Below are 25132 nucleotides of genomic sequence, written 5' to 3' on the forward strand. Positions count from 1 at the left end.
TTGCCGAGCTCGTTCATCGCAGCGCCGTAGCTGCGCAGCCCATCGGTGGTGATCGCCTCGGGCGAGCCATGCCGCTTCAGCGCCTTCTTCATGAAACTCAGTGCCGCCGCCTTGTCGCGGGTCCGGGTGACGTAGCTCTCGAGCACCTCACCCTCATGATCGACAGCCCGCCACAGGTAGACCATCTCACCGTTTAGCTTCACGTACATCTCGTCCAGGTGCCAGCGCCAGTGGCGAAAGCCCCGCATCCGGCTTACCCGATGGCGGCGGACGTCACCGGCGAATAGCGGGCCGAACCTGTTCCACCACAGCCGGACTGTCTCGTGGCAGATGTCGATCCCACGCTCGAAGAGCAGATCCTCCACGTTGCGCAGCGACAACGGGAAGCGGACGTACATCATCACCACCAGCCGGATCACCTCGGGCGACGAGTTGAAGTAGCGGAACGGCGAGGCTGGCTTACGGGCGCGCGGCATGACCCTGCCCTACCCCGATCGGCTCGCCTGAGCACCGGTACGTTTGGTTTGACGGAGCCCCTGCGAGGCATAAACGGCTTCTAAAAGGGCGCCCTTACCAGCAGATGCATTTGGACTGACAGGGCCCCGGCTTTCACTATGCTGAATCTTCAATAGGCGAGAGCGCAGCCGTCGGCCCTCATCTCACTCGCCGCAGCGTAGACACGCGTCCCGCCGTCCATACGATGCTCTACGCATTCGTAGCGACCGAAGCCTCCATCGGGTTCGCCGATCGTCCAGCCGATGTCGGCGAGACTCTGCCGGGTGGCCGCAGGCACACCTGTCTCCAGCCGCAGCAGTCCGCGAGGTCCCATCCCGGGGCCATCCTCGCCCATAGACTGCGACGAACCCTCGTGATGCCAGCGCGGCGCATCCCCTGCCGATTGGATCTCGAGGCCATAGTCGACGCGATTGACGATGATCTGAGTCTGTCCTTGAGGCTGCATGTCGCCGCCCATTACCCCGAAGCTCATCCACGGATCGCTCCCACGGGTCGCGAAGCCGGGAATAATCGTCTGAAACGGCCGCTTGCCGGGGGCATAGACGTTGGGATGGCCGTCCTTCAGGCTGAAGAGCTGCCCGCGGTCCTGGAACATGAAGCCGAGCCCGTCGGCGACCAGACCAGAACCCATGCCGCGGAAGTTGGACTGGATCATCGATACCATCATGCCGTCCTTATCGGCACAGCTGAAGTACGTGGTGTCCCCGCGGCTGGGCGCCTGCCCGGGATAAACAGGATCTAATATGCGATCGCGCCGGATCAGCTTCGCGCGCTGACGGGCATATTCCTTCGAGATAAGCCACTCGACCGGCACCTTGCTGAAGTGCGGATCGGCATAGAAGCGCGCCCGGTCTTCATAGGCGAGCCGCTTCGCCTCCGCCTGGAGGTGGATTGACGATGGCGATTGGAACCCCTCGTCGCCAAGATCGAACGTCTCGAGGATGTTCAGCATCTGGAGCGTCGCGATGCCTTGCGTGTTCGCGCCGAGCGCATGCACGTCGACACCCCGATAGGCGGTACGATGCGGCTCGATCCATTCCGATCGGTGGGCGGCAAGATCCTCGAAACGCAGCCAACCGCCGATCCGCCTGAAGTAGCGATCGATCGTCCTCGCGATGTCGCCGTCGTAGAACGCATCGCGCCCGCCCTGCGCGATCGCGCAATAGGTACGGGCAAGGTCGGGATTGCGGAATATCTGCCCGGTTGCCGGCCCCTTGCCGTCGGCGAGGCCATAGGTCCTGAGCGCGTTCGCCGTCTCTTCGATACCGGCGCCCGGCCGGCGGAACGCGGCCATGCTGCGCCGGATATAATAGGCAATGATGTCGGGCACCGGCGCCCCCGCCTCGGCATGCGCGATCGCCGGCTCGAACAACTGCGCCCATGGCAGCCGGCCATAACGCTTGTGCAGGGTCCACCACGCGTCGACCGCGCCCGGCACGGACACTGTCACCGCGCCCAGCGGCGGCAGCGCACCGCCGCGTGCTCGCGATTGCACCGTCGCAAGGTCGAGGCCCCTTGGCGACACTCCGGATCCTGCCAGGCCCACGACCTTTCGCTGTTTCGGATCCCAGATCATCGCATAGGCGTCACCGCCGATGCCGCTCGACGTGGGTTCGAGAAAACCGAGGCAGGCATTGATCGCGATGGCGGCATCCACCGCCGATCCGCCCCGGCGCAGCATGTCGATCCCAGCCTGCGTCGCCAGCGGATGCGCCGTTCCCGCAGCGCCGTTGAGGCCATAGGCTGCCGTGCGTGAGGCGAAGCTCGCGCCAACGGGCCGATCGCCAGCAGCGACATCCGGGCGCAGAAACCGGTCGGTGCCGGCTACCCACCGCTTGGGAAGAGCCGGCGTTGCTGGTGTCGCCGCCCCCCCTTGCCCTGGCCCCGGCGCCCCTTGCGAACCCGCAACGCCGGCGCCGGTCTGCTGCGCCTCCGCGAAGGCGGAGCCGGGCAGCAGCACCACGCCCGGTACGGCGGCAAGAAAGGATCGACGATGCATAGGGATTGCTCCAGCTGTTGCTGTGCATCCTCACCAGCCGGGTGAACAAGCACAAGGGCGATCGACGCGCGAATGGCGCCATCGCGGTATCAAAGGCGTATACGGAACCCTGCGCGGAAGGTTCGTCCGATCAGATCGTATGGCGCGTTGGAGCCGAAGGACGTGCCGCTGGACGGGATCAACGGCGGGTCCTGGTCGAAGAGATTCTCGACCACGCCGAACACCGTGAACTTGGCATCCCCGACGGTCACGTCGACATTCTGCGCCAGCTCGACGTAGAACACCTCGGGCAACTTGTTGTACTGGTCGGGAATGCCGAGCCGCGCCGTCACCGGCTGGTTGGTGATGCGTCCCGGCCCCAGGTAGCGGGTGGTGACCGTCGTCCTACTCGGGCCAACCGCATAGCTGGCGGTCAGCAGGCCGCGCCACTTCAGGCTGGCGAAGGTCCCAAGTGTCGGGGGCTGCACATCGCCCGGCAGATTGGTCTCGTCCTTGGTCCGCTGCGACACCAGCAGGCGCAGATCGATCGCACCCGGCAAGGACGAGTGCAGCCGGTCCAGCCTCGTCCGATAGCTTGCCTCGTAATCGATGCCCGCGACCGACACATTCTGCGCATTGACGCCGCTGGTGAGAATGGTGGCGTTGACGAGGTTGCTCGCCCCCGGCGCGCGAATGATGCTGTCGCAGGCGGCCGTGTTCTGCGGGCGATTGAAGCCGTAGCAAATATCGATGATCGCCTGTGCGCCGAGCGCGACGATCGCGTCACGGATATCGATCTTGTAGGCATCGACCGACAGGCTGAACCCCGGCAGGAAGCGCGGCGTGAAGACACCGCCGACCGTCCATGTGTCGGCGATCTCCGGCTTCAGGTTGGGATTGCCCCCGTTGAGGGTGATGTTCGGGACCTGGGGGCTGCCGGTCTGGGTGCGATCCAAATAAGCGTTTACGAACTGGCTGCTCGGCGCGAACAGATCGTTGAGGTTGGGTGCGCGGATATCGCGCGACCGGGTGAGGCGAGCGCGAAAATGACCGTTCACGTCCCAGGTGGCACCGGCCTTCCACGTCGTCACCGTGCCGCTCGTCGAATAGTCTGTCAGGCGAACCGCGCCGTTGAAGTCGAGCGAGCGCGCGATCACTGAATCGCGGATCAGTGGGACCAGTGTCTCGACGAACCCCTCGCGCACGGCATAGCCGTTGCCGCCTGGCTTGAAATTGCCGACGTTCCAGGCAGAGGCGACGGAAAGCGCATCCGCCGTCGCGGTGAAGCTCTCCTTCCTGCCTTCGAAACCGGCGGCCACCGATACGGGACCCGCCCATGTCGAGACGGGTTCGTACTGAGCATCGAAGGAGAAGATGTCCTGGACGATGTCCAGATCCTGGCGGGTGCGCAGCCCCTCGTTCACGCCGGTGACATAGGCGATCGCGGCGCTGCCCAGCGACCCCTCGCCAAAGATGTTGAGCGGAACGCAGCCGTTCCCCGGCGCGGTCAGCCGCGACCGGCAGATCGGCGTGCCGGGAGCGACGCCGGCTACCCCTCCGGTTGCTGGATTGGCGATCGCATCGAGGGCTAGCGCGAAACGACTGAGGATGATGTTGTTGTCGCGGGTGTACCAGACGTCGCTATGGCCACGCTGATAATAAGCACGCCAGCGACCTTTGCCTGCGAACTTGCCCTCCAGCGCCGCGAGGATGCGATCCTGCCGCCGGTTGTAGCCGGCTTCGCCGATATGTTGGTCGGGCCTGTTTACGACGTCGTAGAACAGCCGGTTAAGCTGAAACGATGTGATGCGGTTCGCGTCCATCGCCTGCTGGATCGCGGCGGGCAGAAATGGATTGCTCCGGTTGACCGTGATCGCGGTCGCCCCTTGCCTGTTGTACACGGCCGACCAGTTCACCGTGTCGTTGCCGGCATAGCTGCCTTCGAAGATCGCGCTGATGTCGTCGGTCAGCTCATAGGCGAAGCGGCCGTAGACGCTCCAATGCTCGTCCTCCGGCAGCAGGGCGCCGCGGATCGGCAGCGACTCGACCGTGCCGCCCGCCTGCACCTGTCCCTGCTGAATGGGGCCGAACACGAACTGGCCGATCTGTCCGCCCGGCAAGAAATTGGTTCCCCGCAGCGGTCCGGACGCGATGACGCCGCCAGGGGTGCTGTTGTAGCCCGCATCGAAGCGGACGATCTGACCGGGCTGCCCGTTTGTGGCCGTCCAGTCGGGATTGTTGAGCAGGCGCAGCCCAGGCTCAAACCAGCTGCGCGGATCATCGTAGAAGTCGATCTTTTCGCCCTTGTAGTAGAGCCCGCTGAGCAGCAGGTGGCCGCGCTCGCCGATCTTCTTGCCCGCTGCGACATCGCCGGTGACGATCCGGCCGCCCCCCTGTTCGGTCCCGCTGTACGTAAAATTCGCCCTCATGCCGGTGAAACCGGTATCGAGGATGAAGTTGACGACGCCCGCGACCGCATCGGAGCCATAGGCCGCCGACGCGCCGCCTGTAACGACGTCGACCCGGCTCACCAGATTCTGCGGCAGCAGATTGACATCGACGGCAGGCGAGAGCCCCGACCCAACGACACGTCGTCCATCGAGCAAGGTCAAGGTGCGCGTGACGCCCAGATCGCGGGCGCTCAGCTGGTTCGCGCCCCCAGTCGAATTGGCGAACAGCGTCGTCGTTCGCGTGGAGTTACCTATACCCAGCGAGGGCAGCTGCTGGACATAGTCTGCGATGTTGGTCGGGTTACGCTGCTGGATCTCGTCGCGCGACAGAACCGTCGTCGGCGTCGGTGCGCGGGCACCGTCGCGTACGATGCGCGAACCAGTGACGATGACGTCGTCATTCTCAGCTGGGGCGTCCTGCGTATCTTGCTGCTCGGCGGCGACGGCCAACATGTTGGCTTGCGGCAGAGCGCTAGCGCTCGATCGATCTACCGCCGTCGCCGAGTTGGCTTGGGCAACAGCCGCGCTGGGGACCATCGTCGCCAGGACGTACGCCATCACTGCGCCGCCCGAAAGGCATCGTGCTTCCTTGCGTAAATCGGTGTTGCGCATTGAATTACCCCCCGGATCGCGATGCTGCGACGCAACATGCTGCTACGCACTTTTTGAAGCGTCAAGCGGCCGATAACGAATTTTTGATGCGTTTCCACATCCAAGCGCCGTAGATTAGCTAAGGAAAGGCTCTTTGATCGGCCCTATTGCTGATTATCTGCGCTCTTTCGTCGATCCGTAAGAGGCGCGAAATAGCTCACGCCGGCCGGATTAGCCAAAGGCAGTGCTTTAGCAGCGACGAAAGGCTGACGGCTTGCGCGGGCGAGGCACGGCGCTAGCCCTACCTCGCCTCGCCTTACAAAGGGTGCAATCAGACTGACGCCGCCCGTTAGAGACCACCATCGGGACGCTGCTTCAAACCGACTATCCCCGGCAATGTCCTTGGCGCGTCGAGCACCAATTTGCTTAGCCCATCGTTGTTTTCGTCGGCGCATCCGAATGGATCGCATTGACCGGGAAGAAGAAAGCCTGAGTAGCTCTCAATGGGAGCGGTGGGCTGATTAATGTACTGAATCAAATCAAGCCCGCTTACTTCGGGCGGCTGATCATAGGGACCTGAGTTGAGGATCGTTGCGCGTACGGTGGCGGGCATGTCTGTGACGGCAGCCATCAACAGCCTGAAGAAGTCGTGCGTCCCTTTTGCGCCGGGGCGACCGGGTACGACGTTGTCGACATCTAGTGACGATATGGCAGGGGCTGCATCGAACTCCTGCTCTCCCGATCGCGTGATGACCATGTCTAGCTCCGGTATCACCCAAAGCCGGACGCCGACGCCATCGGTGAACAGCATGTTCGCTGGAGCACTGGCGATCCACGGCCGGCCGTCGCGCTCGATGCGGGTCGGCACGCCGACATTCACTCGCGTTTGGCCGGCACGGCACGCATTGGTGAATGTCAGGAAGGTATATCCGCAATTTGTGGGGGCCTGTGTCGCGAACTGACCCATGTAGCCGGTCGAGATGACCTGCCGCCCCTGAAAAGACCCGTTGCGGAGGATCAACTCACCAAATCGGCCGAATTCGAGCGGACGCATGAAGAGCTGCGAGTAGCCTGATGTGGTTCCCGATCGGTCGCGCTGCCAAAAATAAGCCGATTTCGGAATACCAAGATTGTCGAAGAGATAGCTCTGAGCAAAATCTTGATAGTCCATCGGCTTGCCGGCACGCGCCATGGCTTTCTCGATGACGTAGACGATCACCGATGTGGCCGTTTGATCGTAAAAATAATAGGTTCCCGGCGCGCGGGTAATTGGCTGGGCAAACCAATCACGCACCCGGCTGACATCACCAAAGAAGTTGAGCCCCCGCACCTGGTTCACTTCCGCGCCGGAGGACGCCCAGAGCAGCTGTCGAAGTGTCACGGCGCGATGAGGTGCATCTCCGAGATTAGGTTGAAGATACGTGCCGATGGGGGCGTCAAGATCCACCCAGCCCTTGTCCGCCGCAATGCCGGTGAGCAGCGCTACGACCGTCTTCGTCTGACCCCAGTTGTCCGCCGGCGCTCGCTCAAACAGCGCATCACGCAATCCTTCGCCGACCAGGCAGCCGTGCCGGAAAACCTTGATCGTGAACGACCCATTCGCCGATGCATAGTTCAGCGCCTCGGCTAGCCTCTGCGGGTCCAAACCGACGGCCGCGGGATCGCTGCGCTGGTATTCGCCGGTTCGGGTCATCGCACAATCGGAAGGGCCACCCGAGCCCCCCAGTACAGGCAGGGCCGAGGCTAGACTGGTTGTTGCGGCCGCTGCGCCACCGCTGACGACCGGCACGTCGCCGCTAGTCCCCGTGCTGCTATCCAAGCTGATTACGCTGGCCGTTGCGGCGGCGACGAGAACGCCGATGGGAGCGGCAATCAACGCCGCACGGAGGCGCGAGCGCTTTGCGTCGATACGATGCAGTAGCTTCATGATGACACTCCTCTCGTCCCAGGCTCATGCGGCCTGGCGTGTTGCCGTTCTGCGTTGGTCGTGATGATGCTGCGCGATGATCAGATCGGCTGCGCGCCAAGCCAGCGCACAAACCGGTCCGAACGTGTTTCCTGCGGGCATGACGGGGGCGATCGACAGGTCGACGACATGCAAGCCGTCGACGCCGTTCACGCGGGTAGAACAGTCGACCACTGCGTCGGCGTCGGCTCCCATTCGACACGTTCCGGCGGCGTGGTATCCGGGTGTCCCGAGCGAGCGATATGCCTCGATGATCTCGTCGTCGCCGGCGACCTGAGGACCCGGCCGTGTCTCCTCCGCGATGATGTCGGCGAGCGGAGCGGTAGCAGCGAGGCGGCGGATCCAACGGAGCGTCTCGACGAGTTCGCGCCGGTCATCGGCGTCGGCGAAATAGTCGAGCGCGCCGGTCGGCAGATCTTCCGGGTTCCGTGAGGTGATGGCGATCGACCCACGTGCGCGTGGCCGCAGAGGATAGATCACCATCTGCATACCTGGGAACGGCTCGGTCGCCATCGTCTTCTTCGAGCGATCGATGCTGTGAGGCGCGGCAAGAAACTGTGCGTTCGGCCTCGACGATCCGTCGGTCGAGAACCAGCCGCCAACATCGAACGTCGCGGTTCCGAGAGGACCTCCGCGGGCGACGAACCAACGCGCAGCATGAAGTCCTAGTCGCCAGCCGCCATAATCGGCGTTGCGAGACACCGGAGCGTTTAGACGCCACTGCACGGTGATGGCGCAATGCTCGAAAAGATTACGTCCGACGGCGGGCCTATCCACGACCGCATGAATGCCCAGTCGCTTCAGCAGGCCCGAGTCGCCGATACCCGATCGCTGCAAAACAGCGGGCGAACCGAAGGTCCCGCCGGCCAGGATGATGCGGTTGGCGGCAACCACCTCCCGTCCGGCCGATCCGATTACCTCGACGCCGATCGCGCGACCGCGCTCGAAGACGACGCGATCGACGGTAATCCCGGTGCGGACGGTCAGATTCGCGCGGCGACGAACCGGGTCGAGAAAGGCGACCGCTGCACTTTGCCGTCGACCCCGCCAGACCGTTTGCGGGCAATAGCCGACCTTGGCCTGGTCATCGGGCCGGTTTGGATCGTCGGCGCGCGCAAGCCCCAATTTCTCGGCGGCGGCGATGACGCGATCGAGCGCCGACTGATGGCGCACCGGCTGCGATACCTTGAGATACCGCTCAACTCCATCATAGGCGGCCTCGATCGCAGACCAGTTCCAATCCTCGCTCGTGGCCACAGCAAAGTCGGAATAGTCTGCGGGCTGGCCGCGGACATACATCATACCGTTTGTCGAGGACGATCCACCCAGGGTCTTGCCCCGCACCCAGAAAGCAGGCGGCACATTCGCTCCCTCTGCATGCCCGACGCGGAACGGCCAGACATAGCGCGGGTCGCTAAGAATCCGGCCCACCCCCTTCGGCATGTGGATCATCGGATGGCGATCGGATGGCCCTGCCTCGATGAGCAGTACGCGGCATTCTTCCATATCGGACAGGCGGTTGGCCAGAACACATCCCGCCGCGCCACCGCCGACGATAATGATATCGAAGCGCTCCACGACCTCTCCCGTCCCGCGCGGCTTTTCGCCGAGTCATTTTCGTGCGAGAACGACGTTCTTGATAAAGAATGTTGCCTTCGTTCGCTAGGAAAATTTGGATGGGCGATGAAAATGTTGCGGTGATCGTCGGCATCGGCGAGGTGGCAGACCGTCCCGCTGATGTGGCCGCAGCGATTGATCCCGCTGGCTTGATGGCTGCTGCGTTGAGGCTCGCCGAACGCGACGCTGGGGTGTCGATAATCACCGCACTCGATCGGCTGGATATCGTCAACGAAATTTCGTGGCCCTACCCTGACCCCCTTGCCGAAGTCCGCCATCGCATCGATCGGCCCAACGTCGCCGCGCGCTATTACCCGGTCGGCGGGCAGACGCCTCTCTTTGCGATCCACGAGGCGGCGCTAGCAATCCAAGCAGGCGAGGCGACCGTCGCTGCGGTAGTCGGCGGCGAGGCCGAGGATAGCGTCCGCCACGCGCGCCGATCGGGCGAACCGCTTCCCTGGCCGCCCATGGACCACGATCATCGGCCGATCCGCGGCGGGGATCATCAGAATGCGGTTGCCCGCGCGCTGGAGCTGACGAGCCCGGTCAATGTCTATCCGCTGTATGAGAACGCGACCCGCGCCGCTTGGGGCCAACGTATCGACGAAGCTGAAGAGGAAAGTGCGGCGGTCTGGGCACGCAACGCTCAGGTAGCCCGACTCCGTCCTACGGCGTGGATCAAGCGTCCGGTCTCCACAGCGGATATTCTGTCGCCCGGGCAGGGCAATCGCCTTATCGCCTGGCCATATCGCAAGCTGATGGTCGCCAATCCTATCGTCAATCAGGGGGCGGCGGTAGTGATCACCAGCCTTGCCTATGCCCGCAAGGCTGGCATTGCCGATGATCGACTTGTCTACATCCACGGCGGATCGGCAGCGGACGAGCCGCGCGATATCCTGGCGCGGCGGACCTATTCGGCGTCAGCGGCGATGGAGGCTGTGCTGTCCGACGTTACGCTGCTCGCGCCTAGTGTTGTCGACACAGTCGAGCTGTACAGCTGCTTTCCCTGCGTGCCCAAGATGGCGCGACGGCTATTGGGTCTGCCGGCTGATCACACCACCAGTGTCGCAGGCGGACTGACTTTCTTTGGCGCACCGTTAAACAACTACATGACCCATGCAGCCGTCGCGATGGTCGAGCGGATACGGGCAGGAACGCCGTTCGGGATGCTGTACGGACAGGGCGAATACGTGACGAAGCACCATGCCCTCCTCCTCGGCCGTGCTCAGCCCGACGAACCGCTGCGGCAAGATTATCGGCACATCGAGTTGGAGCGGGCGCTGACAGAGGCGGCCCCGACGTTGAACCAGCGGTATCGCGGCCCAGTCCAGCTTGAAACCTATACCATACTCTACGACCGGGACGAGCAAGTCCGCCACGGTATCGCGATCGCACGCACCCCAACGAACGCTCGCGTTGCAGCCAAGATCGACGCGGCGGACGAGGGAACGCTCGATGCTCTACGCGGCGGCAATCCGATCGGTCGCCGCGGTCTTATTCAGGATGGCTCTGACGTGGTACCGCACTTCGTCTTATGACGGTCGTCAGCGCCCGGTCCATTGCGGTCGGCGCTTTTCGGCAAAGGCGCGCGGACCCTCGCCATAGTCGTCGGACGCCAACATCGCGCGTAGTGCGCCTCCTCCGCGTTGGCCGGCGATCGCCTGTTCGAGCGATGCATGGTTCAAGCCCTCGCGCGCTATTTCCTTGGCTGCACGCACCGCCAAAGGGCTGCATTCGAGTATTTGCGCAGCCCAACGTCGCGCCGCCGTCATGACCTGCTCGCGCGGCACGACCTCGTTGATGAACCCGAGCTGCCGTCCTTCTTCGGCGGATAGCCGGCGGCCGGTAAGGATAATCCCCATCGCTGCCTGCCAGCCGACCGTACGTGGCAACCGGTGAAGGCCACTGGCCAACGCCGCCATCCCCACTCGCGGTTCGGGAAAGGCGAACTGGGCGTCCTCAGCGGCAACGACAATGTCGCACGACAGCGCGATCTCGAAGCCGCCACCCATGGCCAAGCCGTTGACGGCGGCGATCACCGGCTTGTCGAGATCGAAGCGGCTGGTAAGCCCCCCGAACCCCGACGGCGGCCGATCCAAGCTGCCGCCAGCGGCCTGATATTTGAGGTCGTTGCCAGCGCAGAAGGCGCGACCAGCGCCGGTGACGATCGCAACCCATTGATCGGGATCAGCAGCGAAATTGTCGAACACGGCGGCGAGTTCGTTGTGGGCCGCCGTGTGTAGGGCGTTGAGACTTTCCGGCCGCGCCAGCGTGATCACCGTCAAAGGCCCGTCCCGCTCCACGCTGACGAAGCTGGTTGTCTCAGTGGACGGGAGAGCCGCCTCGCTCGCCACTATCAGGCGGCCTCGGCGCGGCGCTCGACCGGCCATTCGAGCGGAAGATTCTCGAGCGCCATCACCAGGCCCGCCCGGAAGTGCGGCTCATACCCCGTCTGAATGCGAAACTCTGGAATCCGACGCAGGAATTCCTCGACGAAGACCCGCATTTCGGCCCGGGCGAGATAATGCCCGAGGCAGATATGCGGCCCCGTGGAGAAGGTCAGGTGCCGCCGTTTGGCGCGATCGACATCGAAGCTCGTGGGATCCGGATTGGCCCGATCGTCGAGACCCACGAGGGTCAGTGGCGCGATAATCATGTCGCCCTTGCGGAACTGAACGCCGCCCAGAGCGACATCCTGCTTCACCAGCCGCACGCCGTTGACGATGGCGAACCGGCGCAGCGACTCTTCGACGAAGTTGGGGATCGCCGTCGGGTCGGACCGTAGCCGTTCCTGAAGGTCCGGCCGCTCGGCCAGATTGCGGAACGCGAACGTCATCGCGTTCGCGACGGTATCGAGCCCTGCGAGGAACAGCAGCAAGAGGACCGATTTGAGTTCGTCGCGGGTCAGCGGACGACCTTGCACGCTCTCGTCGACGAGCCGGCTGACCAGGTCGTCGCGTCGATTGGCGATACGATCGTCGATGATCGCTTCCATTTCGCCGACGATCCGGCGTTGCAGATCGACGTGATACTCACGACTGTGGTGCCCGAAGAAATCCTTCACTAACAGGCGAAAATCCTCGAGCCGGTCGAGCGGCATGCCCGCCATCTCCATGAAGATCGACACCGGAAAGGACGCGCCGAGCGCTTCGGCGAAGTCGACTTCGCCACGGTCATAGACCCGGTCGATCAGCCGGTTCGCCCATTCGCGCATCTTGGCATCGAGCCCCGCCACGACCTTGGGCCCGAAATGCTTCGACAGCATGATGCGATAGGTCGTGTGTTCGGGCGGATCGAGATTGATCGGGATCGCCACGAACGGACTTTCTGTCTTGGGGACCTCGAGTTCCTTGTTCGAGAAGTGTTCAAAATCGCGCATCACCTGCTGGATCAGGTCATGGCGCGTGATCATCCAATGTCCGCCATTGTGCCGCGTCCAAAAAACGTCCGGCGCGTCGAGCTGCAGCTGCCGATAGCCCGCATGGACGTCGCTGAGCAGGCGCGGATCATGATAGATGTCGAAATCCATCACCAGCGCCTCGGGGACGTGTTCGGGCTTGGGCGTTACGGTGACGGCTTCGACGTGCACGACATTCTCTCCTTTCCTTCCATCGGGGCGCGGCGTCGATGCCGCGCCCGCCGGTTTTCTCAGAACCGGAACGTAGCCCGGGCGCCGTACATCCTCGGCATCCCCGCATAGCGAACGAGTGTCTCGGACTGACGCTGCGCGCTCGTCCAGTAATAGGTATTGGTCAGGTTCGAGACATAGGCTTCCAGCCCCCAACGGTTGTCGGGGGCGTGAATGCCGACTTTCGCGCCAAGCAAGCCATAGGCCTTGATACCGAAGCCAGCTTCGTCGCCCAGCACGCTGGACGATCGCGACTGATAGCTACCGAAGACCGATGTGAAGAGACTGATCGTATCGCTTAGCGGCTGGTCATTGATGATCGACCCATTGAATTGCCATCTCGGCGAATACGGCAGGGTGGCGCCGCGATAGTTGACGAGCGATGCGGTCGCAGCGTTGTTGTAGCCGGTATACTGCTTCACTTCGGTATGAAGATACGACCCTGCCGCCTGTATCCGTAACGTACCGGTCAGACGGAAGGTCGTATCGACTTCGGCGCCATACACCTCGGATTTGGGAATGTTGACGATCCGCTGCAGCGTGCCGAAGATCAAGTCGGGAATACGGCCGAATATCTGGCGATTGACATAGTCGTAATAATAGCCGGCCACGTTCAGTTGCCACCGGCGATCAAGCAGATTGAACTTGGCGCCCACTTCATAGGCGGTAAGTTGCTCCTGCGTCACGGGTTGCAGCTGGCTGGCGTTCGATGCTGCCAGGATCGGAAATACTCCCGCCTTATATCCCCGGCTAACCGATCCGTAAAAGAGGACCGTCTCGCTCGGCGTCACGTCGCCGCGGACGCGCCAGCTGAAGTTCTCCTGGGTCTGGCCCTGCTGCGCGAGCGCGAAGCGACTGTTGTCCTGCGTCAGCGTGTAGCAGCCTCCGGGCTGGATCCCTTGAAGCGCCGGATTACGCGTCAGCACCGGATAGAGGAAGTTGACGAGCGTCACGTTGTTGCCGTTGAAATCACGGCCGCAGCCGGAGCCCTCCAGCTTGTCCTGCGTGTATCGCCCGCCAAGCGACAGCTTGAATAGGTCGCCAAATTTGTAATCGACGTTGGCAAATCCGGCGAGAACGCGATTGTCGTAGTTACCGACGCCTGAATAGTTGCGGAAACTGGTCGACAGAGCAGTTGGATTAATCGGGGTGCCCCGCGCCGCATTAATACCCGCCGCTGCCGCACGCAGCCCGACGATCGTCGACAGTTCATCGACATAGCCGTAGTTGAACTCGTAGGTGTTGTCCTTGGCGTAGTAGCCCCCGATCGACCAGTTTAGCGCCCCCATATCACCAAGCAGGCGGAGCTCTTGAGAGAAGGACTCGATCCGACCAGTCGACACCGCCGTCTGGCTTTCGGTCTGGACGCCGTTCGTTTCAGCGACCGATTTGAAGTTCAGCTTATTGTAGCCAGTGAGCGACGCCAGCGAGATACTGTCCGACAGATTGAGCGTCGCCTTGAGCGAACCGGCCACGAACTTCGAGTTGAGATCATAGAAGGGGCGAAGTATCCCGGTGATGTTGCTGCGCGGCTGGCGCCCGATCGGCGTCCAGTCCGCCGCACGATTGTCTGTCGGATTGGCGATGATGCTGGCGTTGATCGCCGGATTGCGGAGCGCTGCGTTGCCGACATAGGCGATCGCCTGCGGCGCCTGAGGCTCGCCGCGCAACTCCCAATAGGTGACGCTGCCGACCACGCTCAGCCGGTCGCTTGGATCCCAGGCCAACGTACCGCGCACCGACTGACGATAACGGGTGCCGAGACGCTCGTCCGGTCGCGAGACGCTATATTGCCACCCGGTCGCACGATTGTCGCTTTGGAAGGCCACACGGGCCTTCAACGTCTTGGATAGCGGACCGCTGACGAAACCCTCAACCAGGAAGCTGTCGTAGTTGCCATAGCCCAACGTCAGCGCGCCTTGCGGTGTATCGGTGGGCTTCGCGGTGATGAAGTCGATCAGACCGCCAGTTGCGTTGCGGCCGTACAGCGTTCCCTGTGGCCCTTTGAGCACTTCGACGCGCTCGAGGTCGAAGTTCGCGCCAAGCGACATGTAGGGATAGGCATAGGCGACTTCGTCGACATAGGTGCCAACCGGCGCGGTCGAGGTCGCATTCGGGGTGTCGAAGCCAACGCCGCGCAGGATGTAAACCGGAGATCCGGTCAATCCGGCGGAGGCTGCCTGGAAACCGGGCACAACCCTGGCAAGATCCAATGGCTGACGCACCTCCTGCAGCTGGAGCTGCTGACTGGTGACGACGGCGACGGGGATACCGACGCGCGACAGCGATTCCTCGCGGCGATTGGCGGTGACGATGATGTCGCCACCCTCTGGTGCCACGCTCGCACCCTGCGTCGACGAGGCGCTTTCCTGCGGCGTGGCGCCGTCGGCGCTGCCCGCCGCTGGAGCCCCCTGCGAGGAAGCCGGCGCGCTGTCAGGATTGGCCGTTGTCGTCTGCGCATATGCGCTGCCCGACAACAGCAGCGCACCCGCTGCGCAGCTGCCGAGCCAGATCGAAGCCTTCCGCGTCATCATCCTTCCCCTTTCCTGCCGGCGGTCGGCCCGCCTTGTTGTCAATTGCCCGATGGTACGTCCGTGCGGACCATGATCACCGCGTCGAGCCCGGCGGCGCCCTGGCCTTTCGGATGGACCACCAATGGATTGATCTCGACCGCCTCGATGACCTCTCGATGGCGTGCGACGAAGCGCGACAGGCTCTCGATGGCGTCAGCGGCGGCATCGACGTCGGCCACGGCGCGCCCGCGCGCGCCAGCCAGCAATGGCCAGCCTCGCAGGCTGCGCAGGAGAGCTTCAGCTTCGGTCGACGTCAGCGGCGCCAGACCGATCGCGACATCGCGGAAGATTTCGGTGAATACACCGCCCAACCCGACGGTGACGATTGGACCAAATGACGGATCCACCCGGCCGCCGATGAGCAATTCCACGCCTGGCGCTGCCATCGGACTGGCTACGAACCCGCGCAAGGTGGCATCGGGTGCCGCACCGCTCACCACCTGGTGCATCCGCTGCGCCTCGCTTCGGATGGCCTCCTCGCCCAACAATCCTAGTCGGACGCCCCCGACATCCGATTTATGCGGCAGGTCGCGCGATCGAATTTTGAGGGCGATTGGCCCCGACAATGTCTGCGCCGCTGCAGCGATCGCCTCGGGCGTTTCTCCTTCGACAATCGGCGCCATCGTCACCCCGCCCTCGGCCAGCAACGTCGCCGCTTCGAACTCGTCGAACGGCCCCGACGGTAGCGGATCAGGGCGGGGAAGGTCGGGCTGCGTCACCGCGTCGCGCGCCAACGCCTCGCCTAGTCGTCGCGACGCTCCAAGCGCGGCAACGGCGTGGCTCGGATCTTCAAAGACCAAAAGGCCTGCCGCATCGAAGCTGCGTCGCGTCTCCTCGGTAGCGTTCATCGCAATGGCGACCGTGCGGTCGGTATGATCCACCAGCGCCGCCTCCAGCGCTTCGCGAAGCCCCGGTCCGATGATGGGGCTGTCCGGCCAATTCATGAAAAAACAGACCACCGCGTCATAGCCGCCATGGTTAAGCATTGCCGCTGCCGCATCGCGCATCAGCGTCGGATCGTTCATTGCCTGAGCCGTCGTGTCCACCGGATTGACTGCGGAGCCGAAGGGAATGCGCCGTTTCAAAGCCGCCTGCGCAGCCTGCGGCATGAACGGCAGCTCGAAACCAGCCGCGGAGGCGGCATCGGCCATCAACACGCCGGCGCCGCCAGAAACCGTCAGGATCCCAAGCCGATTGCCGCTTACCGGCGGCCGCCTGCATAGGGTGTAGAGAAGATCGACGAATTGTTGCGTTGTCTCGACCCGCTCAACGCCGGCGGCGCGAACCACGGCGTCGAACACGGCGTCGTCACCCGCCAAGCTCGCCGTGTGCGACGCCGCCGCTTGTCGCCCGGTGTCACTGCGCCCGACCTTGAGCATGACGACCGGCTTGCCCGCCGCCCGAGCGGCCTCAACCGCCCTGAGAAACGCGCGCCCGTCGGCGATGCCCTCCGAATAACAGCCGATCACGGACACGGCAGGATCGCCCGCCATGTGCAGGATGCAGTCAGCAACCGTGACATCAGCCTCGTTGCCAGTGGTAACGAAGCGCGCGATGCCGACACCGCGCCGCTGCATCAACATCGCGAGATGCGCGCCGTAGGCACCCGACTGCGATACGATGGCTAGCTTCCCCGCCGCCACCGGACCGTTTTCCAGCAGGCTGCTAAAGGTGGCGCAGACCCCTCCTTCATTGCTGAATACGCCCAGGCTGTTTGGACCGAGGACGCGGATACCGCCGTCGCGCGCGGCAGCGATCATCTCGGCCTGAAGCGCATCCTCGCCCACTTCCGCAAAGCCCGAAGACAGCACCACCGCTGCTCGCACCCCCTGCCGGGCAGCGGCCGCGACCGCATCAGGAACGCCGGCCGCACCGATCGCGATCACTGCCAGATCGGCCGGACCGGGCAAAGCGTCGAGCGACGGATAAGCGGTCAAACCCTGAACACGATCGCGCGACGGGTTGATCGGATAAAGCGGACCCGCGAAGCCGTCCCGGATGCAGTAAGCAAGCGGCCGACCGCCAATCCGCCGCGCGTCGTCGGAAGCGCCGATGAAGGCGATCGACCGCGGCGCGAAAAACGACGTCAACGACACGTCGGCCACCTTCATCCTCTCGTTAGCATCCACCCGTCTCAGCGGGAGCGATGCACAAGCCTTGGCACAGCATATTTTCTATATCAAGAAGAGTATTCTCTATCGAGATAGATTTTGGCTAAGCCAATTCGAGCCAGATCGCTTTGGTCTTGGTGTATTTTTCATAGCCGGCACGCCCCATGTCCTTGCCGAGGCCGGAGCGCTTGTAGCCGCCGAACGGCGCGGTGAAATCGGTCCGCCGCCCCCAATCGTTGATCCACACTGTGCCGCTTTCGATCGCCTGAGCAGCGCGGAAAGCCTTGTTGATATCGGCGGTATGGACCGAGGCCGTCAGGCCGTAGTCGGGATGATCGGCAAGCGCGACGCCCTCGTCGACGTCGTCGAATTCCTGGACGGCCAAGACAGGCCCAAAGATTTCCTCTCGATAGGCACGGTTCTCGGTCGTGACCCCGCGCAGGATCGTCGGCGTGAAGAACCCCGACGCTTCACGATCGACGCGCTTGGCTCCACACACGGCCTGGGCTCCGTCGGCGATCGCATCGCGGACGATGCCGTCGATACGATCAAGCTGGCTGTCGTTGATGATAGGCGGCACCGTCGTCCCATCGGCCCAGGTCTCGCCTGCTTGCCCGCCGGCCATGTGGCCCTTGACCTTGTCGAGGAAGCTATCCGCGATCGACCGCTCGATTACGAGGCGCGACCCCGCGAAGCAGACTTGGCCGGCGTTATAGGTGATGCCCCGCGCCACCATCGCGGCCAGCCGCTCTAGATCCGGAGCATCGGCGAATACCAGCTGAGGCCCCTTCCCCCCCAGTTCCAGGCTGACCGGCTTCAGCCCAGAGAGCGCGGCATCGGCCATGATGCGCGCGCCCGTCGCGCTCGATCCGGTGAAGGTGACATAGTCGACGCCAGGATGCTTGACCAAGGTCGCGCCCACGGCGCCGTCGCCATGCACAACGTTGAAAAGCCCCGCGGGCAGGCCTGCCTCGACCGCCAGCTCCGCGATGCGCGCAGTGGCGAACGGCGTCAATTCGGACGGCTTCAGCACCACCGCGTTGCCAGCCGCCAATGCCGGCGCGAATTTCCAGGCCGCGAGGATGATCGGGAAGTTCCACGGGGCGATCGCAGCCACCACGCCATGCGGCTCGTGGACGGTGAACGACAGGCTGTCCTTCGTTGTTGGCGTCACGCTACCGTCGATCTTGTCGGCAAATTCGCCGAAGTACCGCAGGACGCCGGACACGACCTTCGCATCTCTGGCCATGACCTCGGGATAGACGCGCGCCGAGACGAGCGATTCCAAGCGCGCGATCTCCTCCGCGTGCGCCTCGACGAGGTCGGCCCAGCGATAGAGCAGCGCCGCCCGTTCGCGCGGTGCAGTCGTACCCCAACCGCTGTCACGCCAGACGCGCCTCGCCGTCGTCACCGCCTCATCGACCTGATCGGGCGAGGCCCAGCTGATCTCCCTGACGATGCGGCGATCGGACGGGCTCGGCACCTCGCGTCGCTCGGCACCAGGCACGCGGCGGCCGCCGATGATCTGATCGGCCACCACATCGACGGACCGCGGATCGAAATACATGATTCTGCTCCTCAACCGAGGCGGGGAAAACGGTCGCGCGCGTCGGCGTAGTCAGCCTTCATCCGCCGCTTATCGAACTTGCCATTGGTGAGCCGAGCCAGCGGATCCCGGGAAGCGACGACGTATCGCGGCAATTTGAACCCGGCGAGCCGCTGACGGCACGCTTCGAATACGGCCTGCGGATCGATCGGGTCGGCGGCATGCACGCATGCGAACGGCACTTCGCCAAACTTGTCGTCGGGCACCGAGAAGACGCTGACTTCGACGACCCCATCGAACGCCGCGATCACCCCCTCGATCTCGCTCGGCGAGATGTTGAAGCCACCCGACTTGATCATCTCCTTCGAGCGATCGAGAAAGGTGAAGTAGCCCTCCGCGTCGATCACGCCGATGTCGCCGGAATGCATCCAGCCATCGATCACCGCTTCGGCCGTCGCATCAGAATTTCGCCAATAGCCGACCATCTGGCCCGGTCCGCGCATCAGCACGGCACCAGCCTCGCCGGCCGCACATTCAGTGCCATCGTCGCGCACGCACCGGACCCGCGTGTAGGGCATGCCGCGCCCACAGCTTTCAGGTCGCGCCAGCGCCTCGTCCGCCGTGGCGATGATCGCACCACCGCCCATTTCGCTCATGCCGTACAGGTTGCGGACGATGACGCCACGCGCGCGCCATGCCGCCAGCGTTTCCTCATGCGACCGGGCGCCGCCGACCCGCGCGAAGGCCAGCGCCGAAAGGTCGGCGTCTGCGAAGGCGGGCAGTCGTGCGATCTGCTCGTAGATCATCGGCACGCCGATGAAAAAGCTGATCCGCTCATCGACCAATGTGCGAAGCGTCCGCTCCGCGTCGTATTTGGAGGTGAAATGGAAAGTGCCGCCGATCGTAGTGGCGAACAGATAACCCCAGGCGGTCCCAGGCCCCGCCTGAAGCCCGAACGGCATCAGCGATTGTGTCGCGGGCCCGAGTTCGGGCGCGAACAGGCACATCTCGGCGAATTTGGCGAGGTGCCGATCATGGGCCAGCATCACACCCTTCGGCTGCGCCGTCGTCCCGCTGGTGAAGATCACGATGGCAATCGCGCTGCTCGGCTGCTCGACCGCCCGCCAGTCGGCCGAGGCACCAGCGCGGAACGGTTCCAGAGCGTCGAGGCGAATGACCGGCACACTCGGCACGCACCCGGCGATCGTCGCCGCTCGCTCGGCATCTGCCAGCACCAATCGCGGCTCGCTGGTCTCCAGCAGATAGGTAATTTCAGGCGCGGTGTAGCGCTCGTTGACGGGAACAAGCACGCCGCCCGCCTTCAGTATCGCGAAAGCCCCGACGATCCAGGCAATCGAATTCGCGCCACAGATCGCCACGGTGTCGCCCGCAACCACGCCGCTCGCCTGAAGCCGGGCGGCGACACCATCGCTCCAACGCCCAAGCTCCTCGTAGGTCAGGCTCTCGGCACCATCGAGCACGACGGCGCGCTTGGTCGGCGTCTGGCGCCGCCAATATTCGAGCCCTTCATGAAGGAGTCCGGTGAACATCAGCTGTGCTCGACAACCGGATCGTTGGTCAGAAAGTGACCCTCAAGTTGGTCGTAATAGGTCGGTATGGTATTTTCCATCCCACCGTAAGTAACCGTCTTGAGCCCACCTGACGCCAAGCCCTCATGCGTGATGCGCGCTGCACGGAAATCCTCGTTCCCGAACACCTTCAGGATCAGGTCGTAGGATCGCGCCGCGATGCTTTCCGCCTTCTCGCTGTCCGGCTTGTTCGGCAGCAACATGTAATAGTCGACCAGCGTCCGATCCGCTGCGCGCGGCATCAAGATCATCAGGCTGATGTAATAGGGCGAGGTCACCATGACGCCATTAGGGAAAATCTGATAGGCATGCGTCACCGTCTTGTGGATATTCTCACCCGGAATATCGACGTCCGACGGCTTGAACTGCACCTTACCCGCCACCTTGCGCTGGTGGGGCCCCAGCTTCGTGCAGATGCTGGCCATGTCGGTAAACAGGTCACCGATCGTCGACGCGTGCAAACGCGTGACGTGATAGCTTTCCATGAACGGCTCGAGCACGAGCTTCCAGTTTGCGGCCAGATCGAAGCGCTGGTGACCATAAACATGCGCGGTCGGCACGCCGAGGTGCGCCATGTCATCGGCGAAACCATCGTCTAACCCGGACCAGTCCGGATCGACGTCGGGATCCAGGATGGCCCAGATCACTCCCGCCTGCTCGCGCGCCGGCAGTTGCGGCAGGGCATATTGGGTCTTGTCAAAGTCCTTGAAGACTTCCGGCCGGGCTGCCGCCAACAGACGCCCATCAAGTCCGTACGTCCAGCTGTGATAAGGGCAGGTCAACCGCGCCGCCTTGTGGACTGCACAGTCCTCAATTAACTTCGATCCTTTGTGCTGGCAGGCATTGTAGAAGACGCGGACGATACCGTCCTTGGCGCGCGCCACGAGCAGCGACAGGCCATAGCCATCGTGCGCCACGACATTGCCCGGCTCCGGGACCAGCGCCGCCGGTATCAAGGGCACCGGCAGTCGCCGGAAGACCGAGCGCTGCTCGAGGTCGAAGCGCGCCGGATCCAGGAAGATCGAGGCGGGGCGCGTCTTCTTGATGACCGGATCGAGCCAATCTGCGATCGGGGTCGGCAGCTGACCGCCGTCGTGGGCGGGAATCCGACGGATCGCTTCTTGCTGGCTGGCGCTCAGCGTGTCGATGGTCGGCTTCAAGGGCGCGGCGGGGGCGGAAGTGGTAACGTTCATGTCTAAAGCGTCTCGTCGGAACCGAGCAGGGCGGTGCTCGTGAGCGAGTCTCCGGGTCCGCCGGTCATCAGCGATAGCCGTGCACCAGGGACTTGGTTGGTCGATGTACCGCGGATCTGCCGCACGGCTTCCGGAAGCAGCCCCATGCCGTGAATGAAGCCGTCGGCAATATTGCCGCCCGAGGTGTTGATCGGCAGCTTGCCGGCGGGAGCGATGAGGTTGTCGAACGTCAACACGTCACCAGCGCTCTCGCGCGTGCAGAAGCCGTGGTCGATCAACGCCATCGCCGCCATGGGCGTGAAATTCTCATAGACTTGCGCGACGTCGACGTCGCTTGGGCCATAACCGGATTCACGCCACAGGCGATCGGCCAGGCCAATCATCCCGACGGACGTGTAGGGCTCGTGATTGTCCTCTCGCGAACCCTGACTGGCGCCCGCGCCCATTGGCGCTGACAGCAGATAAGCAGGCTTCTGACGCAAATCGCGAGCTCGCTCGGCCGACACCAGAACTACCGCTGCTGCAGCATCGCTTTCCCGCGAACAGTCGTAAAGATGGAGCGGCTCTCCAATCCACCGCGATGCGGCATACGCTTCCAGCGTAAGCATGTGGCCGTGGCCCATCGCGCCGGGATTGTTCTGCGCGTGGAAATAGCCAGCGCGTGCGATGGCCTCGAAGCATTCCTGCGGTACGCCCTCGTGGATGAGTCGCATCGCACGCTGGGCGGAGCGAGCCAGGATAAAATCGACACCGTTGACCAGAAACTGCGCGGGTGTTTCGTCCTGCGTGACCGCTACCTGAAGCCGCTGGTTGCTTCCTTCGGCCATGGCCCGATGGACGACGACGATTTCCGCTTGTCCGGAAACGATGGCCGCGGCGGCAATCGTAAGCGCGCCAGGAATGCCGCCGCCATGCGTCCAGGCGAGAGCGGCAAATCTGAGGTCGCGCAGACCGAGCGCCGGGAGCATCTGCTGACCCGTATTACGCTCCGATCCGTAGGAAACGAAGCCGTCGATATCCCGCGGATCGATCCCTGCATCCTCGCAGGCGGCGACGATCGCGCGGAGTGCCAGCTTCTGTTCGGGATCGGGTGCGGTGCCACGCTTGTAATAGGGCGTTTGCCCGATACCGACGATGGCGGTCTTGCCACGCAAGCTCATCGCACGATTTCCCAGCCAAGCGTCGCATAACCCTTGGTTTTCGGCGAAGGGGGCAAAAACACGCCGCGGATCGGGACGCCGATTGCCAATCCATCTTCGCTGCCATGCAACGCACCCACGACCCGCTTGCCGCCTGCAGCCGGGATTTCCGCGAGCAGCGTCACGTAAGGGACGTCTTCAATCCGCTCGCGAACCAGCACCGGCGCCTGATGCATACGCGTCCAAGTATAGAGCGTCCCTATCGGATCTAGCGGCACCCACTCCATGTCCCACGAGCCGCAATCGCCGCACCGGTAATGCGCCGGCCACATCCAGGCGCCGCAGCCGGCACACCGCGGCAGCTGGAATACTCCTCGCTCCAGCGCATCCCAATAGGGACCGTCGGCACCGATGCCGCCTCGGATTCGCGGTGTTTGGCTCAACGGCCTCTCCTTTGATGCCGGTGTGCCGAGGACCAGCCCGCCTGTCAACATAGAGAAAAGCATTCTTGATACAGAATGAAAATTCGCCTAGCGTCGGTCATAACAAGCGGAGAGGCGCGTGGAACGAGAGGGAGAGGAGCTTGCGGCGGACTACGTCATCGTCGGCGCAGGCTCGGCGGGATGTGTCCTCGCCAACCGCCTGACCGCCGACGGGAAGAGCAGGGTTATCCTGCTCGAGGCAGGTGGCGACGATCGCCCAGGCAAGGAGCCGGGGCAGTTCACCGTCAATCTCAACATCCACATTCCGGTCGGCTATGCTTCGAACTTGAAGGATCCCAGGGTCAATTGGCTCTACCGTACGGAGCCAGACCCGGAGACCGGCGGGCGCGAGCATGTCTGGCCGCGCGGCAAGGTGCTCGGCGGATCCTCCTCGATCAACGGCCTGCTCTACGTCCGTGGCCAGCGTGCCGACTATGATGGCTGGCGCCAGCTCGGCTGTGAGGGATGGAGCGCCGATGACGTCGCGCCCTATTTCCGTCGCAGCGAAGACCGGCTTGGCGGTGAGGACGCGGTCCATGGCGCCGGCGGTCCGCTCCACGTCTCCGATCCGACGACGAAACACCCCGTCTCGGTCGCCGTCATCGAGGCATGCAGGCAATGGGGGCTCACCCATCGCGATATCAATGGGCCGGAACAGGAAGGCGTCGACTGGTTTCAGCTCACCGTCAAGGACGGCCGGCGCTGGTCGGCTGCCTCGGCCTATCTGAATCCGGCCCGTAAGCGGCCCAACCTCCGTATCGTCACCCACGCCCACGCCGAGCGGATCGTGATCGAGGGCGGTCGTGCGGCCGGCGTTCGATTCCGCTGCGGTGGAAAGCAACAGATGGCCCGCGCCCGTGGGGAAGTCATCGTCTGCGCGGGCAGCATCGGCTCGCCACAGCTTCTTCAACTCTCAGGGGTCGGCCCGTCAGCGCTGCTCACCCAGCACGGCATTGACGTTGCCGTCGATCTTCGGGGTGTCGGCGAGAACCTGCAGGACCATTACGTCGTCGGCGAGCAGTTCCGCCTGCGGCGCGGCGTTCCGTCGATCAACGCTCAGTCGCGTGGCATGGCGCTGGGGCGCGAAATTTTGCGCTATCTGGTCAGCCGAACCGGACTTTTGACGCTATCCGCAGCGCATGTGGCGGCCTTTACGCGCTCGCGCGAGGGGCTCGCCGCGCCCGATCTCCAGTTCCACATCCTGCCCGCCACCCTCGACGGCGAAGCGCTGGCAACGCGGGGCGCGATGGAACTCGAGCGAGAGCCCGGGCTGACGCTCGCCGTCTGCCAGCTCCGCCCGGAATCACGTGGTTGGGTGCGCATCCGGTCAGCCTCCGCAGAGGATTATCCCGCGATCCTGGCCAATTACCTCACCGATCCGCTCGATCGCAAGACAATCGTCGCCGGACTGAAACAGGGGCGCGCCATCGCGGCGCAGCCCGCGCTCGCGACGCTAATCGAGCGTGAGACGATACCCGGCGCAGACGCCGCCGATGATGCCGCACTGCTTCACTTCGCTCGGTTGGCCGGCGCCACCATTTATCATCCGGTTGGCACTTGCGCGATGGGGCACGGCCGCAGCGCGGTGGTCGATCCGGCGCTCCGCGTCCATGGCATCGCTGGCCTGCGTGTCGTCGACGCGAGCATCATGCCGCGGCTGACCTCCGGCAACACCAACGCGCCGACAATCATGATCGCCGAAAAGGCGAGTGACATGATCCTGGCCGACCGCCGCCGTGCCGCGGCCTGATCG

At 63.7% G+C, this 25132-nt stretch carries 16 protein-coding genes; 2 read left to right on the plus strand and 14 right to left on the minus strand.

All coding sequences use genetic code 11. The features are described 5' to 3' along the window. The 5 genes from GGQ80_RS17130 to GGQ80_RS18775 all read right to left on the minus strand — a co-directional run. On the minus strand, positions 1-476 hold a 476-nt coding region (locus GGQ80_RS17130), incomplete at its 3' end, for an IS6 family transposase (RefSeq protein WP_183987135.1). A 149-nt stretch (positions 477-625) separates the two neighbouring features. Continuing rightward, on the minus strand, positions 626-2515 hold the full coding sequence (locus GGQ80_RS17135; RefSeq protein ID WP_183987137.1) for a gamma-glutamyltransferase family protein: 1890 nt from the start codon (positions 2513-2515) through the stop codon (positions 626-628). 89 nt (positions 2516-2604) lie between these two features. After that, positions 2605-5397, minus strand: a complete 2793-nt coding sequence (locus GGQ80_RS17140) for a TonB-dependent receptor plug domain-containing protein (protein ID WP_221364475.1) — start codon at positions 5395-5397, stop codon at positions 2605-2607. A 487-nt stretch (positions 5398-5884) separates the two neighbouring features. Next, the gene (locus tag GGQ80_RS17145; RefSeq protein ID WP_183987141.1) at positions 5885-7462 is read right to left on the minus strand and encodes a serine hydrolase domain-containing protein; all 1578 of its coding nucleotides are present in this window, start codon (positions 7460-7462) and stop codon (positions 5885-5887) included. Between the two features lie 24 nt (positions 7463-7486). Then, positions 7487-9079 (minus strand): GMC family oxidoreductase N-terminal domain-containing protein, encoded by a 1593-nt coding sequence (locus GGQ80_RS18775; protein ID WP_183987143.1) that lies wholly within the window; start codon positions 9077-9079, stop codon positions 7487-7489. A 98-nt stretch (positions 9080-9177) separates the two neighbouring features. Here GGQ80_RS18775 and GGQ80_RS17155 point away from each other — a divergent pair, with 98 nt between their 5' ends. Next, a complete protein-coding gene (locus tag GGQ80_RS17155) occupies positions 9178-10656 on the plus strand; it encodes an acetyl-CoA acetyltransferase (protein WP_183987145.1) in 1479 nt (492 codons plus the stop codon). Between the two features lie 6 nt (positions 10657-10662). On the opposite strand, the gene GGQ80_RS17160 is transcribed toward GGQ80_RS17155, so the two are convergent. From GGQ80_RS17160 to GGQ80_RS17195, 9 genes are all read right to left on the minus strand, one after another. Beyond that, the gene (locus tag GGQ80_RS17160; RefSeq protein WP_343051086.1) at positions 10663-11397 is read right to left on the minus strand and encodes an enoyl-CoA hydratase-related protein; all 735 of its coding nucleotides are present in this window, start codon (positions 11395-11397) and stop codon (positions 10663-10665) included. A gap of 77 nt (positions 11398-11474) precedes the next feature. Further along, the gene (locus GGQ80_RS18780; RefSeq protein WP_343051087.1) at positions 11475-12647 is read right to left on the minus strand and encodes a cytochrome P450; all 1173 of its coding nucleotides are present in this window, start codon (positions 12645-12647) and stop codon (positions 11475-11477) included. Positions 12648-12766: 119 nt separating this feature from the next. Further along, a complete protein-coding gene (locus GGQ80_RS17165; RefSeq protein WP_183987149.1) occupies positions 12767-15223 on the minus strand; it encodes a TonB-dependent receptor in 2457 nt (818 codons plus the stop codon). Between the two features lie 95 nt (positions 15224-15318). Beyond that, a complete protein-coding gene (locus GGQ80_RS17170; RefSeq protein ID WP_183987151.1) occupies positions 15319-17430 on the minus strand; it encodes an acetate--CoA ligase family protein in 2112 nt (703 codons plus the stop codon). Between the two features lie 103 nt (positions 17431-17533). After that, positions 17534-18997 (minus strand): aldehyde dehydrogenase family protein, encoded by a 1464-nt coding sequence (locus GGQ80_RS17175; protein WP_183987153.1) that lies wholly within the window; start codon positions 18995-18997, stop codon positions 17534-17536. A gap of 11 nt (positions 18998-19008) precedes the next feature. After that, positions 19009-20526, minus strand: a complete 1518-nt coding sequence (locus tag GGQ80_RS17180; protein WP_183987155.1) for a class I adenylate-forming enzyme family protein — start codon at positions 20524-20526, stop codon at positions 19009-19011. Beyond that, positions 20526-21758, minus strand: a complete 1233-nt coding sequence (locus GGQ80_RS17185; RefSeq protein WP_221364476.1) for an aromatic ring-hydroxylating oxygenase subunit alpha — start codon at positions 21756-21758, stop codon at positions 20526-20528. The genes GGQ80_RS17180 and GGQ80_RS17185 overlap by 1 nt, the downstream gene beginning before the upstream one ends. 2 nt (positions 21759-21760) lie before the next feature. Further along, positions 21761-22918, minus strand: coding sequence for a thiolase C-terminal domain-containing protein (locus GGQ80_RS17190; RefSeq protein WP_183987157.1), 1158 nt, complete (start codon positions 22916-22918; stop codon positions 21761-21763). Further along, a complete protein-coding gene (locus GGQ80_RS17195) occupies positions 22915-23340 on the minus strand; it encodes a Zn-ribbon domain-containing OB-fold protein (RefSeq protein WP_183987159.1) in 426 nt (141 codons plus the stop codon). Before GGQ80_RS17195 ends, GGQ80_RS17190 begins: the two co-directional genes overlap by 4 nt. Before the next feature lie 118 nt (positions 23341-23458). Here GGQ80_RS17195 and GGQ80_RS17200 point away from each other — a divergent pair, with 118 nt between their 5' ends. Then, positions 23459-25129, plus strand: a complete 1671-nt coding sequence (locus GGQ80_RS17200) for a GMC family oxidoreductase N-terminal domain-containing protein (protein WP_183987161.1) — start codon at positions 23459-23461, stop codon at positions 25127-25129. Positions 25130-25132: the final 3 nt, after the last annotated feature.

Origin of the sequence: Sphingomonas jinjuensis (genome assembly GCF_014197105.1) — a bacterium.
Taxonomy (GTDB): domain Bacteria; phylum Pseudomonadota; class Alphaproteobacteria; order Sphingomonadales; family Sphingomonadaceae; genus Sphingomonas; species Sphingomonas jinjuensis.